This window comes from uncultured Phascolarctobacterium sp., assembly GCF_958349595.1.
In the GTDB taxonomy this organism is placed as follows: Bacteria; Bacillota; Negativicutes; order Acidaminococcales; family Acidaminococcaceae; genus Phascolarctobacterium.
Genome location: NZ_CATWDQ010000003.1, coordinates 97,569 through 115,423, shown reverse-complemented (window position 1 = coordinate 115,423; position 17,855 = coordinate 97,569). Strand labels below are relative to the sequence as shown.

Genomic DNA, 17,855 nt, shown 5'->3' with positions numbered 1-17,855 from the left:
CCGGCAGCAGAAGCAGACGAATTTTTTCTCTGTCCCTTGAATTTTTAAAAAGCGCCGCGTTCCAGCTTACGCTGCAGCCAGAACATCCGCAGCGTTAAGAAAACCGCCGAGAAGAACAAACCTATATCCAGGCTCTGCCAGTAGGCGGCCGGGCCATGATCCAGCACAAAATCGAGGAAACAGCCCAGCGGCAGACATACTGCCCAATAGGCGAAAAAGCCGGAATAAAAGGTCGCCTTCACATCCTTATAGCCGCGCAGTATACCCTGGATCGGCGCTGCCGTTGCGTCAAACAGCTGGAAGAAGATCGCATAGAACAAAAAGCCGACGACCTTTTCGATGATGACGGGATCAGTGGTATAAAGCAGGGCGATCTGCGGCCTGTTGGTATAAACAAGGATCGTTAAAAAGACGGCGATGCTCATATTGACGGCAATGCCCAACCGGCTGATTTTTTTTGCTTCTTCAAAGCGTCTGGCCCCCGCTTCGACACCGACTAAGATCGTCAGCGCCATAGAAAAGCTGAGCGGCACCATGTACAGCAGCGAAGTGAAACCCAGCGCCGCCTGATGCGCCGCAATGATGACCGTGCCGAATTTGGCGATGAACAGCGCTACGACGCCAAAAATACTGGCTTCCATAAACATGGCCAGACCGATCGGCACCCCGATGCTGAGATTTTCCCGCAGCTGTTTAAAATCCAAGCGGAAGCGGTCTTTAAAGATCCTGAAATCAGCAAAAGCAGGCAGCTTGTGCACGATCCAGACAAAGATGGCAAATTCCAGCCAGTAGGTGATGCCAGTCGCCACACCGGCGCCAATACCGCCCAGCCGCGGCAGCCCCAGCTTGCCGAAAATAAAGCAGTAGTTCAAAAAAGCATTGACTGGCAGTGCCAGCAGATAGATTTTCATGGTGATGCCGGTATGACCTAAAGTGTCGATCAGCGCCCGCAGCGAGGTAGACATAAAGAACGGCACTACGCCTACAGCCACGGCCGCCATATACATTTTGGCGATATAATGCACCTGCGCTTCCAAATGCAGGTGCGTCAGCAGGGTATCTAAAAACAAAACTCCCATTAAAATAATGACAGCTGAAAAAGCTAACGCCAGAAAAATCGTATGCCGGATAACTTTACCGATGTCCCCGCGTTTGCCGCCCCCTAAAAGATGGGCGACGATCGGCATGGCACCCAGTAAAACGCCGTTAGTGCCGACAAAGATCGGCATCCAGATATTACCGCCGATGGACGTGCCGGCCAGATCGACCGCACCCGCATGGCCCGACATGGAAGAATCAAAAAAATTCATGGCCATGATCGCCGTCTGAGTGATCAGGATCGGGATCATCACCGAAAAAAGCCGCCGCAGGCGTTGTTTAAAATTTTCGTCTACTAACATAGCTCTCCCTTTCTATAGAGGAACAAATCAGGAAACTCCGCCCGCCTCAGCCAGCTCCGTAAGATAGGCCCAGCGTTCCACAAGCTGTTCCAGCCGCTGCTCAGCGTCCTGCTGCTGCTTGGTAAGCTCGCCCAGCTTCACAAAATCGCTGCCGGCGCTGTTGATTTCCTGCGCCAGCATTTTCAGTTCGGCTTCAACGCCGGCGATGGTCGTTTCGATCTGCTCAAATTCCAATTTTTCTTTATAAGTCATCTTCTGCGGTCTGGCCTTGCCGGCAGTATTTTCTGTTTTAGCAGCAGTTACAGCCGCTTTGGCAACTTTAGGCGCAGCTGCCTTAGCCGCTGCGGCAGCCGCTTCGTATTTACTGTAATCGCCGATAAACTGTCTGATCTCGCCGCCGCCCATAAAGGCGAAGATCTTCCCTGCAAAACGGTCCAGAAAGTACCGGTCATGGGAAACGGCGATAACGGCGCCGTTAAAGCTGTCCAGATAATCCTCCAGTACTGATAACGTCGGAATATCAAGATCGTTGGTCGGTTCGTCCAAAAGCAGTACGTTGGGTGCGCCCATCAGTACCCGCAGCAGATACAGGCGCCGTTTTTCGCCGCCTGACAGTTTATTGACCGGCACCCATTGCAGTTCAGCGGGAAATAAGAAGCGTTCCAACATCTGCGCAGCCGTGATCCTGGTCCCGTCCTGAGTTTCGATATGGTCGCTCACGTCGCGGATATATTCCAGCACCCGCTGCTCACTGTCCGGGAACTCGCTGTGCTGCGAAAAATAACCGATCTTGACAGTCTGCCCGATCTGGACGCTGCCGCGGTCAGGCGTCAGCCTTCCGGCCAGAATATCCATCAGCGTGGTCTTGCCGCTGCCGTTGGGCCCCACGATTCCGACACGGTCGTTACGCAGCAGCACATAGCTGAAATCTTTGATGTAGGTGACGCCGTTGTAATCAAGCCCCAAATGCTCGCACTCGACTACGGTCTTACCCAAACGGCTGCCTGCCGAAGACATTTCCAGCTCGCTTTGATTGGAAATACTTTTTACTTCCTGTTCCAGCTCATTAAAACGCTCGATGCGTTCCTTGCTTTTAGTACGCCGAGCTTCCGCACCACGGCTGATCCAGGCCAGCTCACGTTTATAAATATTGCGCAGGCGCTGGGCCGCCGTCTGCTCTGACTGCCGCCGTTCCTCACGCTTTTGCAGGAACAGGCTGTAATTGCCCGTATATAAATAGCATTGTCCGCCGTCCAGTTCCAACGTGCGGTTGACGACTCTGTCAAAAAAATAACGGTCATGGGTAACCATCAGCAGCGCGCCTTTGCGCTTCAAAAGGAGCTGCTCGAGCCAGGCTACGGTCGCATTATCCATATGGTTGGTCGGCTCGTCCAAAATCAACAGGTCGGACGGGCGTACTAAAACCCCGGCCAACGCTACCCGTTTACGCTGACCACCCGAAAGCTCTGCCATCGGCTGCTGGAAATCACTGATCCCCAGCTGGTCCAGCACTGCTTTAGCCTCGCTTTCCAGCTGCCAGGCATAGGCGCTGTCCATCTGCTGCTGCAGTTCCAGCAGCTGCCGCTGCCGGGCACTGCTTTCAGGTTCAGCTGCTGCCAGCGCGGCGGCCCGTTCATAACGGCGCAGCAGGTCAAGCTGCGGTGAATCGCCCTGAAAAACCTGCTCTAATACCGTCGCCTGCGGATCATAGTCGGGATTCTGCGGCAGATATTCGATCACACAGCTGCCATTGGCCGTGATCCTGCCGTTTTCGCCGTTTTCGCCGGCTTCGCCGCGGGCGATATCACGCAGCAGCGTGCTTTTACCGGTGCCGTTGATGCCGATGATACCAATCTTATCGCCCATTTCAATATTAAAAGTTACATTTTGAAACAAAGTTCTGACGCCATAGCTGTGCGACAGATTTTCTACACTTAAAATCATACTTTTCGCCCTCTGTAAAACAGAATAAAAGCAGCCTGCCGCTTGGAGCAGACTGCATATATTTTAAATAAGCTCTACCTGGAGATTAGGATTGACAGCGGCAGCATCCTGCACCACTGCAAGCAGCCTTGCGCCATACCACCCTAATTCCGAACCTGCGGCTACCGCCTGCGGTATTTTTAGTATAACAGGCTCGCAGACTTCCGTCAAACAATCATAAAGCGCGTCCAGATTCTCTCCGTAATACTCCGGCAGATCGAGCTCCGCACGCAGGTAATTATGCAGCTGTCTGACCGACCGCATCTTTGCCAGTGCCAAAGTTACCGTTTTCATCAGCAGCCTCCTTAATATAGCCTTGTAAAGCTTTTATAGTGATCGTCGGTGTAGTAGATTAACCCGTCATTGGAATAAACGATCCGTCTGGCATCACGGCTGCCGCCCTGATAGCCGATGTCACATTCCTTCCAGCTGCGGCCTTCCTTCTGCGGCAGCCGCCCTTCATAATTGCCATACCTGTCGCCGCCGATACTTTTGCCGGGCGCCACTTCGTCCAGCGTGCCTTTACGTTTCCAGCCCAGACGTTCAGCCTCGCGCTTGGTAATAAAATTACCCGGCAGTTTATGAAAGGTATGGATATATAAGGCCACCTCCGCTTTACCTGTATAAGCACGCCCTTCTTCGACTTTAACAGGTGCCTGCTGCGTATCCTGCAGCTTGTCCAGTCCCTTTTGGGCCGCTTTGGTCACCTGTTCAACGGCCTGTTGTTTGGCCTGATTCAGTTCTGTAGACGGCGCTTTGCCACAGCCGAGCAAAACGCCGGCCATAAATAATACAGCCAGTAAGACTGCAAAAAGTTTTTTCATTTTCAGCACCTTCAGAACCATTTTTTCATTTGATTGAAAATACCGCGGACGATAGTGTCCACAGCTTTATTTTCCATACGCGTCATCGTTTTATTGAGCAGCTTCTCAGCGACCGTCGGCGGTTCTTTTTTCGCTGACGTACTGCGGCTGCGCAGCTCCTTCTGCAGCTCTGCTTCTTCCTGCGCTTTGGCGGCGGCTTCCGCATCCTGCCGCGCTTTGGCCGTCAGTATTTCGTAAGCCGACTCTCTATCGACAGCCGTGGCATATTTACTATACAGCGGGCTGGCAGCGATCAGCTGATTGCGCAGGGCATCGTCGGCTACGCCCAGATAACTGCGGGGCGGCATGACATAAGCACGCTGCACCATTGCCGGTACGCCGTCGGCATCCAGCAGCGACACTAAAACTTCACCTGTTCCCAGCTCTGGCAGCACTTTGACTGCGTCCAGGTCAGGGTTGGCCCGAAAGGCCTGCGCCGCGGCCTTCAGGCCCTTCTGGTCTTTTGGCGTATAAGCGCGCAGCGCGTGCTGCAATTTGTTGCCCAGCTGCGACAGCACCGTATCAGGGATATCCGACGGCTGCTGCGTGATAAAATAGATACCCACGCCTTTGGAACGGATCAGACGCACGATCTGCTCCACTTTATCCAGCAGTGATTTCGGCGCGTCTTTAAAAATCAGATGCGCTTCGTCAAAGAAAAAGACGATCTTCGGTTTTTCCAGATCACCTGCTTCCGGCAGCAGCTCATACAGTTCCGACAGCATCCACAGCAGGAAAGTGGAATATAAAAGCGGATTCTGGAACAGCTCTACGCAATGCAGCAGATTGATATAACCGCGCCCGTCATCGGCAGTTGCCAGCCAGTCACGAATATCCAGCGCCGGTTCGCCAAAAAAGACGTCGCCGCCCTGTTCTTCCAGACGCAGCAGGGCTCGTTGGATCGCGCCGACGCTCTGCGCCGAAACATTGCCATAAGTGGTTTTGAACTGCGCCGCATTGTCGCCCACATACTGTACCATCGAACGCAGGTCCTTTAGGTCCAGCAGCAGCAGTCCCTGGTCGTCGGCGATCTTAAAGACGATCGTCATGATACCGCTCTGGGTAGCGTTCAGCTCCAGCAGCCGGCTCAGCAGGTCGGGGCCCATCTCGGAAATAGTCGTCCGTACAGGATGGCCCTTTTTACCGAAAACATCAAAAAAACGTACGGGAAAGCCTTTAAATTCAAAATTTTCCAGACCTAATTTATGCAGACGTTTCTGAAAGCCTTCGCTGCTTTCACCGGCTTTGCACATCCCGGAAACGTCACCTTTGATATCGGCCAGAAATACCGGCACACCCATCTCGCTGAAGGATTCGGCCAGTACCTTCAAGGTAACTGTCTTACCCGTGCCTGTCGCTCCGGCGATCAACCCGTGACGATTGGCCATTTGGGGCAACATACAGATCTTCTCCTCGCCCTTACAGACCCAGATCTTGTGTTCGTCAGCTAAATACATGCTAGTTCCTCCCGAATTTTTATAAAATAATTCACATCTTTATATTAAATTTATTATACGTTATTTGCAGTCAGTAGTAAATAAGCTGAACAGGCACTGCTTTTGCACTGCCGGATTTTTTATTTTTCCTCGCTTGACAATCTCGCACAGCTTGCTATAATTAATACATAAATCAAATAGACCTCGCAGGACTGACGGATAAAGTGGAATCAACCACGTGTACTGCGAAGCCATAGAAACAGCCGACCGTCTGGGCAGAGAGTACTGATCCCGGATGGTTTTTTTATTTTCCGGAACAGGGCTCTCGGATTTTTCTAGTGTGAAAAGGAGATGTTTACCTATGAAAAACAGATGGCTCATTGCTTTGTCGGCTATCGGCATCCATATCTGTATCGGCAGCGTTTACGCCTGGAGCGTACTGACCAAGCCCATTATGCAGGCTATGGGTTTTACCCTGAAGGAAACGACCTGGACTTTTTCGATCGCGATCTTATTTCTCGGCCTGTCGGCGGGATTCTTAGGCGATTATGTAGAAAAATACGGTCCGCGTAAAAGCGGCCTCACCTCGACCTGCTTTTTTGGTCTGGGCATGTTCGGTACGGCGCTGGCGCTGCACCTGCACAGCTTGACACTGCTGTATATCTGTTACGGCGTGATCGGCGGCATCGGCCTGGGCACAGGTTATATCACCCCTGTTTCCACGCTGGTCAAATGGTTCCCCAACAATCGGGGCTTTGCCACCGGCCTGGCTATCATGGGCTTCGGCTTTGCCAGCCTGATCGCCGGCCCGCTGATGCAGATTTTAGTTGCTAAATACGGTTTAGTACAGAACTTTATCATCCTCGGCTGCGCGTACATGGTCATCATGGCCGCGTCGGCTTTATATCTGGAACCGCCTAAAGCCAGTAACGGCGGCCCGGCCAGCAGCAACGTCAAAAGCATGCTGCCGGATACCCAGTTCACTTCTAAAGAAGCACGCAAGACCTGGCAGTTTTACGCCCTCTGGTGGATCTTCTTTACCAACATCACCTGCGGCATCGGTCTTTTGGCCGTAGCCTCGCCCATGGCGCAGGAAGTAGTAAAAATGACGCCGATGGCGGCGGCCTCCATGGTCGGCATCATCGGTCTGATCAACGGTCTGGGACGTATCTTCTGGTCGACTATTTCCGACTATATCGGGCGCAGCACTGTTTACGTAGTCTTTTTCCTGATCCAGATCATTGCTTTTTATTCGCTGGCAGAAACAAGCAGCGCCTTTATCTTCCAGCTGATCGTCTTTGTCATCATTTCCTGTTACGGCGGCGGCTTCTCCTGTATGCCTGCTTTCCTCAGCGATCTGTTTGGCACTAAAGAACTCAGCGCGATCCACGGCAAGATCCTGACTGCCTGGGGTATGGCAGGTATCGCCGGTCCGCTCCTGCTGTCCTGGATCCGTGAAACGACCAACAGCTATTCCATTACCCTGTATTTCTTCTCCGCCTGCTTTGTTGTCAGCCTTATCATCGCCATTATTTTAAAATGGCGGACTTCCGTAGGCGTACTGATCGAAAAAAAACATCTTTGATTTAACTGCACACCCTCCGCTGCAACTGCGGAGGGTTTATTTTATGCCTTTTTAGACTGCCGTTATTCGTTAGCGTCATAGCGTGGGCAGTTTTTCTCTATATCTGGTATTGATTTTACTTTTCATACTATATCTTGGTCCAAAAGCCATAGACGACCCTGCTGCCGATCTCAACCGGGCTTGTAATCCTGAGGCAGATAGCCGATAATTAAAGTATCACCATTTATCAGACTGAAAAGAGGCGGCCATTATGGACACTAAGCACCCGCGTTATCTGCATATGTTTCTTGTTTTCGTTAAGATTGGACTGTTCACGATCGGCGGCGGCCCGGCCATGATCCCGCTGATCCGCGACGAATTTGTGGAAAAGCAAAAATGGATCGGCAATGAAGATATTACTGATGTGCTGGCGCTCTCGCAGTCATTGCCCGGCGTCATCGCCGTCAATGCTTCCACCTTTCTTGGCTACAGACTGGGTGGACTGAAAGGTTCGCTGATAACGACTATCGGCGTGGTGCTGCCTTCCTTCGTCATTATTTTCGTCATCGTTACGCTCTTCACGGCCAGCGGCTTTGACCAGCACCCCCATATCCTGAAATTTTTTGACGGCGTCAATTCCGCTATCACTGCTTTACTGATTGCCGCGACCCTGAAATTGATCCCTTATTCCATCAAAAACAATTTCGGCTGGTTCATTCTGGCCTTTGCACTGCTGGGCATTTATTTTTTTCATCTTGATATAGCCGTGATCGTGCTGCTGGCTTCGCTGCTTGGTTACGTCGCCACTAAATATCTGGGGAGGGCTGCGAAATGATGCTGTACTGGGAATTATTCACTGTCTTTTTCAAAATCGGGCTTTTTTCTTTTGGCGGCGGTCTGGCAATGATCAGCATCATCCAGCAGGAGGTCGTTGGCCGCGGCTGGATACCTGCAGCTGAATATGCGCGCATCATCACGATCTCGCAGATCACCCCCGGCCCTATCGCTGTCAATACGGCGACCTACGTGGGCGCCAGAGTCTGCGGCCCGGAATTCTGGCATGCCCTGCTGGGTTCTTTTGTAGCGACCTTCAGTGTCAGTCTGCCTTCTTTCGTGCTTGTCGCCATCGTGGCCCGCTCGCTCAAAAAATTCAATTCTTCACTGGCCGTCCAGGGTATCCTCAACGGCTTGCGCCCTTCAGTCATCGCCCTGATGCTGACAGCAGTTTTCTTCTTTATGCGGGTCACCTTTTTCCCCGCGGCCGGCGGCGTCACGCTGGAAGCTTTGCTGCCGTATTTTAAACTTTGGCCAACGCTGCTGACGGCGGTGCTTTTTTATCTGCATTACTGCCGCAATCTGGGCGCGATCCCGCTGATGCTGCTGGCCGGCTGTGCCGGACTGCTGATGTGAGCCGAAAAGTAAAATAACCTGCTTGAAGCAGGTTATTTTTTTATTATTTCCTTAATATTTACAGCCCAGAGAAAGAGCTTTGGTGGGACAGACCTGCCGGCATTTACCGCAGCCGATACATTCTCTGTCACCAACCCGCCTGCAATCCATCAGGCAGCTGCGCACACAAAGCTGACAGCCTGTGCATTTGCGCCGGTCGACGCTCATGCCGAAAACGGCCACCCTGTTGAACAGGCTGTAAAAAGCGCCCAGCGGGCAGCAGAAGCGGCAAAAGGGCCGATAGATAAAGACTGCCGCCACAACAAAAACACCAATGACCCAGCGCCAGTCCAACCCATGCAGGTCAAAAAAATAAATATCACCGGCAAAAAGCAGCAGGATCACATATTTAAAGTATGATAAATAGTAAGTAAGTTTATTTTTAGGCAGTTTGACTGCCGGTATTTTATCTAAAAGCTCCTGCGCAAATCCGAAAGGACACAGCCAGCCGCAAAGCAGCCTTCCCAGCAACAGAGCGCTCAAAACCAGAAAGCCCCAGACCTTCCAGCCAAAGGGCAGGGCAAAGCCAGACAGGGTATGCTGCGTCATGCCCCAGGGACAGCCAGCCTCAGCATAGCGGCAATAGCCGCAATTTACACCCGGCAGACAGACATTTTTCCAGTTTTGATCGGCTCCAAACAGATACGCCGCACCGCGGCCATTATAGAGTACCGCTGCCGCCAGCTGCGTGCAACGACGCTGAAAAATTTTAAACATATTTTACCGCCTCTTTCCTGTACTGCTTTCAGTGTAAACGCTGGAGTTAACTCACAGTCAAGCAGTTTACAAAAAATCTACATAATCAAAAAACAGAGTCTGCGATTAATTCGCAGACTCTGTTTTTTTACGCTTGCAGCGTTTCCTTCAATATCGCAATGATCTCGTCTTTATTCAGCACCTTATAGCCGCCCTCAAGAATAAACGATCCCTGGGCAATACCTTCAAGCATCGTTTCGTCCATACCGAGCTCCCTGCCATTCAGCACAAGTCCCAGCTCCCGCATATAGCTTTCCATAGCCGCCAGGCCTGCCTCCGCTATCTGCTCATCAGTTTTGCCCTCCGGCCGCACGTCCCAGACATTGACGGCATAGCGTTTAAATTTTGTCAGGCCGTAAGGCAGGATATGCCTGTAATAAGGTATTGATACCGCCGCTAAAGTCATTCCATGTGTAGCATCCGTATAAGCGCCGATCGACTGGCCGATCATGTGTACCATCCAGTCCGTCGCTTTACCTTTGGCTACCAGCGTATTCAGCGCCCAGGTAGCGGTCCACATGATATTGCTTCGGGCTTCATAATCTTCAGGATTTTTTACTGCGATCCTGGAGCTGTGGATCAGCGACCGCAACAGCCCTTCCATAATGTAGTCGGAGGTATTATCGTCAGTCCCCGAAAAATACTGCTCCAGAATATGCGACATGATATCAAAGAAGCCTGCCACCATCTGATAACGCGGTAAGGTAAAAGTATAGGTCGGATCAAGGATCGAAAACCTGGGGAACACCTCTTCGCCGAACACCCGCCCAATCTTGGCTTTGGCCGCATGATTGGTAATAACTGAACCGCCGTTCATCTCCGAACCTGTCCCCACCATCGTCAGAACACAGCCCACAGGAATGATCTTATTATTTACTTCTTCCTTGCGCAGATAATATTTACCCCACGGATCTTCCTCACAATACGCAGCTACTGAAACAGCCTTGGCATAATCGCAGACCGAACCGCCGCCGACGGCCAGGATCAGATCGACCTTATTTTCTTTGGCGATCCTGCAGCCCCCGTATAATTTTTCCAGCGAAGGATTGGGCATTACGCCCGCATCTTCAAAAACTGTTTTGCCGCTGTCCGTCAAAAGCTGCACGACTTTGGCATAGATACCGTTTTTCTTGATTGAACCGCCGCCATAGACCAGCATTATATTTTTACCATAACGTTCCAGTTCACCTGGCAAATACTCTAAAGAATTTTCACCAAAATACAATTTAGTAGGATTGGCATAAACAAATTTACCCAGCATTATTTTTGCTCCTTTATTTTAAAATATTATACTCCGCATCTGTAACAGGTTCCAGCCATTCATTAGCGGCCCCGTCTGCCGGCACCTCGACCGCCAGATGCGCAAACCAGCTGTCAGGGGCAGCGCCATGCCAGTGTTTCACTTCGGGCGGAATATTGACCACGTCTCCGGGATGCAGCTCACGTGCCGGCTGGCCCCACTGCTGATAATAACCACGCCCGCCGGTGACCAGTAATATCTGGCCGCCCTTATGGTGGATATGCCAGTTGTTGCGGCAGCCCGGTTCAAAAGTCACATTACCGATCACTACCCGCTCCGTTGACAGCATTTGTAAATAACTCTGCCCTACAAAATATTGTGCATAAGCCTCGTTCTTTTCACCTCTGGGAAAAACGCTTAAATTTGTTTCTGACATCATTGCCCACTCCGTTCCTGTTATATTTTCCTGGGCCAAAGCCTGTCCATCACCGGGCATACAGCCAACTGCCGCCAGACTCAGAACCATTAAAAATCTTTTCAGCTTTTTCATAAATATTACCTGCTTTCTCCGTTTAAATAATTAGCATACCACCGCTTAACTGCATCATATCTAATGGAGTTGACTCCAAGTCAAGTAAAATTTTTCAAAAGAACCGGTTCGAAAAAAACTGCCTCAATATCTGTTCCCCAGCTGGTACTGATGCTCATCATATTGCCTCTTCCTAAAAACCGCAGACCTGCAAAACACTTCTCTTATATTATAATTATATCCTGCTTCAGAAAAATAAACCTAAAAATTTCTGAAAACCCTTGACTTGAAGTTAACTCTAAGGAATAGAATAAACCTAAACTTACAAGGAGGAGAATCTATCATGCTCAGAAAAATACTTACTACTTCGCTGACTCTTGTGCTGACTGTCGCCCTTACCGGCTGTGGCGGCGCTTCCACTAAAGAAACCGCACAAACTCCCGTGCCGAAAACAATAACTGCCGCAGCGGCAGCAGAACAATCAGCAGTGCCCGCCCTTCAAGGCAAAAAGATACTGATTGCTTATTTTTCTTACAGTAATAATACCTATAAGACAGCGCAGCTGCTGCAAAACAAGATCGGCGGTGATTTTTTTGCCATAGAACCAGCTACTCCTTACAGCACTACCGATTACCGCAGCGTAGACTCACAAGGTCTGCGCGAAGTTCGCAGCGGTTACAAACCGCCGTTGAAAAATAAACTCGCCAACATTGCCGATTATGATGTTATCTTTCTTGGTTCACCGATCTGGTGGGGGACTATGGCGCCGCCTGTAGCGACCTTCCTGGGCGAACACGACCTGGCAAATAAAACCGTAGTGCCTTTCTGCACCCACGGCGGTTATGGCGCCGGTTCCTATTTTGCCGATACTGCTAAAGCGGCACCGAACGCCAGAGTCCTGACCGGCTTAGCTTTGGACAGACGCAGCGTTCCCGGAGCAGCATTGCTGAATGCTGACGGCGTCGATGAGAAATTACCGCCGGAAGAATTACAAAAATATCCGCCAGCCGATTCGGAACTTGATAACTGGCTGCAGAATCTTCAGTTATAAAAGGACTACAAAATAAAATTTCAGAAAGCGAGGATCAGTCTATGAAAAATTTTATCTCCATGTTCCTTACAGTGTCTTTAATTTTAAGCGGAGTTATCTTTACGATCGGCAAAATGAGCGTTTGTGCCGCTTCTAAAAACCGTGTCGCCGCAGCACAGGAAAAACAGACCCAGCTTTTTGGCGGCAGTCAGAGCAGCCTGGCAAAAACCGATCCCGGTTTTGCCGCTGTTATGGACAATTTTATCTACGGCGACGTCTATAACCGCGGTAAACTGACCGATAAACAAAGAGAATTAGTAACAATCACCACGCTGACAGCCAGTCAGGCTTTCGACGCTCTACCGGAACATATCGACGCCGCACTCAAAACAGGCGCGACGCCGATAGAAATCAAAGAAACCATCTACCAATGCGCTCCCTACATCGGCTTTCCCAAAACCGTCAGCGCTTTAGAGATCAGCAACAAAATCTTTGCCAAGCAGGGCATCAGTCTGCCGCTGCCAGACCAGGCAACCGTGACCGAAGCGACACGCTTTGAGGACGGCTTTCAAGTGCAGAGTGATATTTTCGGCGCAGAACACATTGCCGCCCTGCATAAAAATTCTCCGGCTAACCAAAAGCATATCGCCAACTATCTTTCCGAATTCTGCTTTGGCGATACCTATACCCGCAGCGGACTGGATCTGCAGATGCGGGAATTGATCACCCTCTGCGCCATCAGCACTATCGGCGGTGCGGAGCCGCAGGTCAAGGCCCATGTGCAGGCCAATCTTAATGTCGGCAACGATAAGGAACTGCTGCTGGACGCAGTTACCCAGTGTCTGCCCTATATCGGTTTTCCCCGCACACTGAATGCCATTGCCTGTATCAATCAGGTCATTCCCGACAATGCCTGATAACGGACGCATACAAAAGACCTGTACTGACCTCAAAATCAGCACAGGTCTTTTTTGCTGCCGCTATTGCACTGCCCGTTTTTTGTTAAAGGCGTCTACTTCACCGCGTACGCCTTCCAGCCAGCTGCTGATCAGCCGCTGCATCTTCCCGGTACCAATGTCCTGCAACGCCAGCCCTCTGGTAAAATCGGCCTGCGGGCAAACAGCCTGCAGTTCCTGCACGCTTTTCTCAATACCGCTTTTATTGCTGGTAGCAAAGGGCACAAGCACCTTGCCTCTGAAGTCATGCGCCGTCAGAAAAGTCTGTACCGCCATGGGCGCCCGGCCATACCAGATCGGATAGCCGATAAAGATCGTGTCATACCGGGAAATATCAGTCAGATCTGACGCCAGCGCCGGCCTGATATTTTCCTTTAGTTCCTGCCTGGCCCTTGCGCCGCAGGCTTCGGCATCATCAGGATACGCCTCGGCCGTCTGCAGTTCAAACAGCTGACCTCCGACCGCAGCCTGCACCTGCCAGGCCGCCAGCTGCGTATTGCCTGTATGTGAGAAATACACGATCAGTATTTTGGGATTGCTGGGCAGACCTTCCGGACTTTTGATCGCAACCGGTTTATTTTCATCCGTTACTTCATAACCGATCCCGCCGCAGCCGCCAACTACCGCCAGCAACAGCAGCCCCAACAGCAGCAGATATTTTTTACAGCTTCGCATAGTATCCCTCCAAATGCCAAATCATTCTTTCTTAATTGTATCATAAACCCTGAAGTTTACTCCATGTCAAATAAAACTTTTTCTTTACAAGCAAAAACAGCCCTGATGCATTATCAGGGCTGTTTGCTTACCAGTGGTATTTTTCGCCGCGGCTGATCTTAAAGGCACGATAGATCTGCTCTACCAGCAGCAGCCGGATCATTTGGTGGGTAAAGGTCATTTTGGAGAAGGAAATGCGCTCGTCGGCCCGGCGCCGCAAAGCGTCCGTATAACCAAAAGCGCCGCCGATCACAAAGGTGATATGACTGCTGCCGGCCAGGGCCAGCTTATCGATTTTCTCAGCCAGCTCCGGCGAGCTTACAGGCTTGCCGATAACGTCCAGCAGGATCACATGGGAATTTTCAGGAATTGCCGCCAGCAAACGCTCCGTTTCCCTGCCCAGCACCTGCTCTTTCAGGGCCGGCGACGGATCTTCCGGCATCCTTTCTTCACTGATAGCGATCGTTTCCAGCTTACAAAAGGGCTGCAGCCGTTTTGTAAATTCTTCGATGCCTGCCGTCAGGTATTTTTCCTTGATCTTACCCACACAGGCAATAGTGATCTTCATTTAACGGTTTTCCTCGGGAATTTCTTCCAGCGTCATATGAATGGTTTCTTCGGCGCCGCCGCGCAGGACCACAACGTCCACGCTGTCGCCGACTTTCAGCTCAGCCAGCTTGCCGCGCAGCTCTACTACTTTGTCGATCTTCTCGCCGTTGAATTTGAGGATAATATCGCCGGGGCGCAGACCGGCTTTAGCCGAAGGACTGCCTTCCCAGACCTTCATAACGAAGATGCCGTCATGCAGGTCGATATCAAAGCCGTAACGGTTGGCAATATCCTTATCGACCAGGCTGGCGCCAATGTACGGGCGCACTACGCGTCCTTTTTTAGCCAGCTCGTCCAGGATCGGTTTGGCCGAATTGATGGGGATCGCAAAGCCGATTCCTTCAACGCCGGAAACAGCGATCTTCGCGGAATTGATACCCACGACTTCGCCTTCCGCATTGACCAGCGCGCCGCCGGAATTGCCCGGGTTAATCGCCGCGTCGGTCTGGATCAGATTGAATTTACGTTCGCCCAGCTGGATCGAGCGGTTCAGCGCACTGATCACGCCGGCTGTGACACTGCCGCGGAACTCCAGCCCCAGCGGGTTGCCGATGGCGATAGCTGGCTCGCCCACCTGCAAGGTGGAAGAATCCCCGAAATCAGCAACGGGCAGATTGCTTTCATCGATCTTGACTACGGCAAGATCTGTAGCCGCGTCGGCACCCAAAACCTTGCCTTTGACGCTGCGTCCGTCTGTCAGACTGACGATGATCTCCGACGCGCCTTCAACAACATGGTTATTGGTAGCGATCAGGCCGGATTTATCGTAAATAACGCCGGAACCGGTGCCGCGTTCCGTCAGCTGCACCCGGTTGAAAATATCGCGTACATAGGCTTTATTAGTGATGCCGACTACCGCCGGGCCTACTTTCTTGGCTGCCACTACGATAGGCGTATTGCGGGCGCCCGAAAGGCTGGCGTCCTTCGGCGCTGCCGCGGCAGTTTTTTGTTCCTTCACTGCTTCCGCTTTGTTGTTATCGCTGCAGCCGCCGATGAGTACTGCAGCTCCCAGCAGAGCGCAGAAAAAGATATTCACGGTTTTTTTCATAATACTTCTCTCCATATCAACACTCCTCAATCATAATTTTTCACTATGTTCTCCTGCGAGGTAATATAAATTTTTGTATCCGCGCCCACTTCGTTCGCTTCCAGGATGCCCCGCACTGTCTGCAGGGCCAGGGAAGGCAGATTGTTTTCCTGGCTCAGATGCGCCAGAAAGACCTCCTCCGGCAGACGCTCCATATGCGCCAGCAGCCAGGCTGCCGAAACATTGGATAAATGCCCGCGCGTCCCTAAGATCCTCTGCTTGAGTATCTGCGGATAACTGCCATTTTTCAGCATATCCTCATCGTGATTGGCCTCCAGCACCACTACGTCGGCAGACGCTATATTCTGCCGCACCTCGTCTGTTACAAAGCCTACGTCGGTGAGATATACACATTTACTGCCGCCGCTTTTAAAAACGTAGCCTACTGTAGCTGCCGCGTCATGCGGGACGGCAAAGGGGATTATTTCCAGACTGCCGCTGCTCAGGCTTTTAGGCAGCAACCGGCAGCAGCTGCGTTCCATTTCGCTTTTTTTCGGCAGATACTGCCAGGTTTTTTCGTTGGCAAAGACCGGCAGCCGGTATTTACGGCAAAAGACAGGCAGGCCCTTCACGTGGTCGTTATGCTCGTGCGTTAAAAGCACGCCTGTCAGGTTCTCCGGTTTCATGCCGACCTGACTCAGCCGTTCCGTCAGCTGACGGCAGCTGATGCCAACATCGACCAGAAAAGCCTGCTCGCCGGCACGTATCACGGCAGCGTTGCCTTTACTGCCGCTGGCCAGGATCGTGATTTCAAACTCACTGCTCATGCTTCGCCTGCCGCTATTTTATGGCCGGCACTGGTGCCGATGCGTTCAGCTCCGGCGTCCAGCATGGCCTGCGCTGCTGCCGCATCTCTGATACCGCCGGCGGCCTTGACCTTCAGTCCATATTTTTTAGCCTCCGCTGCCAGCAGCTCCACGTCGCCGACAGTAGCTCCGCCCTGATTAAAGCCAGTACTGGTCTTGACAAAGGCCGCACCGCCTTCAGCAACCAAACGGCAGGCTGTACGCTTTTCAGCGTCAGTCAGCAGACAGGCTTCGATGATCACCTTGACCGGAAACGGTTTCGCCGCTTCGACCACACTGCGGATATCGCTGACCACGGCAGCATGATCCCCGGTTTTAAAAGCGGCAATGTTCATAACCATATCTATTTCATCAGCGTGCGCTTCGACCGCCATTTTGGCCTCCAGCGCCTTGACTTCGGAAAATGTTGCTCCCAACGGGAATCCCACCACTGTTACAACTTTGACGTCGGTACCGCTCAGCAGATGTCTGGCCAGTGCCACATAACAGGGGTTCACACAAACTCCAAGCAGCGCCTGCTCTTTGGCCTGGCTGCAAAGCAGCATGATATCCTCCACAGTTGCTTCGGGCTTTAATAAAGTATGTTCAAGATGCTGCGCAATCGTCATCCCCGACTCCTCCTCATCTTCTGTAATGATTTTTGCTTCTATATATTATATCAAAACTTTACACTTTCTGCTTTGACAAAAAAGTAAATTTTTATAAAAATACAGCCATAAATTTAATTATGACTGTTTATTGTGATTATACACCAACAATATTCTACCTGTCAGATAATAAAAACCTGCGCCGGCAATAAAGAAAGCCCCGGCCATAAGACCGGGGCGCTGCAGCGTCTTTTTGATACTCAGTGTTTTTTACGGCACTTCTCGCAAACGCCAAAGAAATAAAACTGGTGCTTGTCGATGCTGTAGCCGCTTGCTGCTTCCACCTTCGCGATCAGAGAGCTGTCATTGAGGGCAGGCACGTCGTCGACGCGGCCGCAGACAGTGCACTGCACGTGGCTGTGCTCGCTGATATCGGCATCATAGCGGAAGCTGTCTTCACCGGTATTGATGATCTGGATCAGCCCCAGCTTATTGAGGATCTCGACGGTTTTATAAACCGTAGCAAAGCTCATGGAAGGATATTTAGGCTGCAAGGTGCCGAACAGCATTTCAGCACTGGGGTGCTGCTTGGTATTAGCCAGCGCTTCATAAACTGCCAATCTTTGCGGTGTGACTTTATAACCGTTTTGACGCAGCAGAGCAGTCAGTTCCTGGTTGTTTAACATGATTTACCTCCTTGGCGGAAATGTTTCCTTGTTCGGCATTCATTGCCTGTTTAGTTTTAGATAATTTTTATCTATTATTTACTAAATTATAATAAAGAAACTTTTTCTTGTCAATATTTTATATCCTTTAATTGCTGCTCCTGAAACAGATTTCACAAAA

General features: G+C 51.1%; 19 protein-coding genes and 1 riboswitch. Of the genes, 5 read left to right on the top strand and 14 right to left on the bottom strand.

Going from position 1 to position 17,855, the window contains the following annotated elements; translation table 11 throughout:
• Nucleotides 1-44: 44 nt before the first annotated feature.
• The 5 genes from Q4G98_RS03980 to Q4G98_RS03960 form a co-directional block, all read right to left on the bottom strand.
• Nucleotides 45-1,400: an MATE family efflux transporter gene (locus tag Q4G98_RS03980; protein ID WP_298565550.1), complete on the bottom strand. Its 1,356-nt coding sequence runs from the start codon at nt 1,398-1,400 to the stop codon at nt 45-47.
• A gap of 27 nt (nt 1,401-1,427) precedes the next feature.
• Nucleotides 1,428-3,344, bottom strand: coding sequence for an ABC-F family ATP-binding cassette domain-containing protein (locus Q4G98_RS03975; RefSeq protein WP_298565549.1), 1,917 nt, complete (start codon nt 3,342-3,344; stop codon nt 1,428-1,430).
• 63 nt (nt 3,345-3,407) lie between these two features.
• The gene (locus Q4G98_RS03970) at nt 3,408-3,677 is read right to left on the bottom strand and encodes a barstar family protein (RefSeq protein ID WP_298565547.1); all 270 of its coding nucleotides are present in this window, start codon (nt 3,675-3,677) and stop codon (nt 3,408-3,410) included.
• 11 nt (nt 3,678-3,688) lie between these two features.
• Nucleotides 3,689-4,207 (bottom strand): ribonuclease domain-containing protein, encoded by a 519-nt coding sequence (locus Q4G98_RS03965; protein WP_298565545.1) that lies wholly within the window; start codon nt 4,205-4,207, stop codon nt 3,689-3,691.
• A gap of 11 nt (nt 4,208-4,218) precedes the next feature.
• Nucleotides 4,219-5,703, bottom strand: a complete 1,485-nt coding sequence (locus tag Q4G98_RS03960; RefSeq protein WP_298565543.1) for a helicase HerA-like domain-containing protein — start codon at nt 5,701-5,703, stop codon at nt 4,219-4,221.
• Between the two features lie 177 nt (nt 5,704-5,880).
• Nucleotides 5,881-5,966: riboswitch (ZMP/ZTP riboswitch) on the top strand.
• A 77-nt stretch (nt 5,967-6,043) separates the two neighbouring features.
• Between Q4G98_RS03960 and Q4G98_RS03955 the strand changes: the two genes are divergently transcribed.
• The 3 genes from Q4G98_RS03955 (at nt 6,044) to Q4G98_RS03945 (ending at nt 8,656) form a co-directional block, all read left to right on the top strand.
• A complete protein-coding gene (locus tag Q4G98_RS03955; RefSeq protein ID WP_293717454.1) occupies nt 6,044-7,267 on the top strand; it encodes an OFA family MFS transporter in 1,224 nt (407 codons plus the stop codon).
• Between the two features lie 250 nt (nt 7,268-7,517).
• Nucleotides 7,518-8,081 carry a chromate transporter gene (locus tag Q4G98_RS03950; protein ID WP_298565541.1) on the top strand — a complete coding sequence of 188 codons (564 nt, stop codon included), beginning with the start codon at nt 7,518-7,520 and terminating at the stop codon, nt 8,079-8,081.
• Nucleotides 8,078-8,656, top strand: coding sequence for a chromate transporter (locus Q4G98_RS03945; RefSeq protein WP_293717450.1), 579 nt, complete (start codon nt 8,078-8,080; stop codon nt 8,654-8,656). The genes Q4G98_RS03950 and Q4G98_RS03945 overlap by 4 nt, the downstream gene beginning before the upstream one ends.
• A gap of 51 nt (nt 8,657-8,707) precedes the next feature.
• On the opposite strand, the gene Q4G98_RS03940 is transcribed toward Q4G98_RS03945, so the two are convergent.
• The 3 genes from Q4G98_RS03940 to Q4G98_RS03930 all read right to left on the bottom strand — a co-directional run bounded on the left by Q4G98_RS03940 (nt 8,708) and on the right by Q4G98_RS03930 (nt 11,130).
• A complete protein-coding gene (locus Q4G98_RS03940; RefSeq protein WP_298565538.1) occupies nt 8,708-9,412 on the bottom strand; it encodes a 4Fe-4S binding protein in 705 nt (234 codons plus the stop codon).
• Nucleotides 9,413-9,539: 127 nt separating this feature from the next.
• Nucleotides 9,540-10,712 carry an iron-containing alcohol dehydrogenase gene (locus Q4G98_RS03935; protein ID WP_298565536.1) on the bottom strand — a complete coding sequence of 391 codons (1,173 nt, stop codon included), beginning with the start codon at nt 10,710-10,712 and terminating at the stop codon, nt 9,540-9,542.
• 13 nt (nt 10,713-10,725) lie between these two features.
• Nucleotides 10,726-11,130 (bottom strand): cupin domain-containing protein, encoded by a 405-nt coding sequence (locus Q4G98_RS03930; protein ID WP_366917023.1) that lies wholly within the window; start codon nt 11,128-11,130, stop codon nt 10,726-10,728.
• A 433-nt stretch (nt 11,131-11,563) separates the two neighbouring features.
• Between Q4G98_RS03930 and Q4G98_RS03925 the strand changes: the two genes are divergently transcribed.
• Both Q4G98_RS03925 and Q4G98_RS03920 read left to right on the top strand, forming a co-directional pair.
• On the top strand, nt 11,564-12,271 hold the full coding sequence (locus Q4G98_RS03925; protein WP_298565531.1) for a flavodoxin: 708 nt from the start codon (nt 11,564-11,566) through the stop codon (nt 12,269-12,271).
• A 41-nt stretch (nt 12,272-12,312) separates the two neighbouring features.
• Entirely contained in the window at nt 12,313-13,167 is an 855-nt protein-coding gene (locus Q4G98_RS03920) for a carboxymuconolactone decarboxylase family protein (RefSeq protein ID WP_298565529.1), read from the top strand.
• A 63-nt stretch (nt 13,168-13,230) separates the two neighbouring features.
• On the opposite strand, the gene Q4G98_RS03915 is transcribed toward Q4G98_RS03920, so the two are convergent.
• The 6 genes from Q4G98_RS03915 to Q4G98_RS03890 form a co-directional block, all read right to left on the bottom strand.
• Nucleotides 13,231-13,881, bottom strand: a complete 651-nt coding sequence (locus tag Q4G98_RS03915; RefSeq protein WP_298565527.1) for a flavodoxin — start codon at nt 13,879-13,881, stop codon at nt 13,231-13,233.
• A 127-nt stretch (nt 13,882-14,008) separates the two neighbouring features.
• Nucleotides 14,009-14,488 (bottom strand): 23S rRNA (pseudouridine(1915)-N(3))-methyltransferase RlmH, encoded by a 480-nt coding sequence (gene rlmH / locus Q4G98_RS03910; protein ID WP_298565525.1) that lies wholly within the window; start codon nt 14,486-14,488, stop codon nt 14,009-14,011.
• Nucleotides 14,489-15,592 carry a S1C family serine protease gene (locus tag Q4G98_RS03905; protein WP_298565523.1) on the bottom strand — a complete coding sequence of 368 codons (1,104 nt, stop codon included), beginning with the start codon at nt 15,590-15,592 and terminating at the stop codon, nt 14,489-14,491.
• 11 nt (nt 15,593-15,603) lie between these two features.
• A complete protein-coding gene (locus Q4G98_RS03900) occupies nt 15,604-16,383 on the bottom strand; it encodes an MBL fold metallo-hydrolase (RefSeq protein ID WP_298565522.1) in 780 nt (259 codons plus the stop codon).
• On the bottom strand, nt 16,380-17,030 hold the full coding sequence (gene deoC, locus Q4G98_RS03895) for a deoxyribose-phosphate aldolase (RefSeq protein ID WP_293661244.1): 651 nt from the start codon (nt 17,028-17,030) through the stop codon (nt 16,380-16,382). Before deoC ends, Q4G98_RS03900 begins: the two co-directional genes overlap by 4 nt.
• 239 nt (nt 17,031-17,269) lie before the next feature.
• Nucleotides 17,270-17,695: a Fur family transcriptional regulator gene (locus Q4G98_RS03890; RefSeq protein ID WP_177560455.1), complete on the bottom strand. Its 426-nt coding sequence runs from the start codon at nt 17,693-17,695 to the stop codon at nt 17,270-17,272.
• Nucleotides 17,696-17,855: the final 160 nt, after the last annotated feature.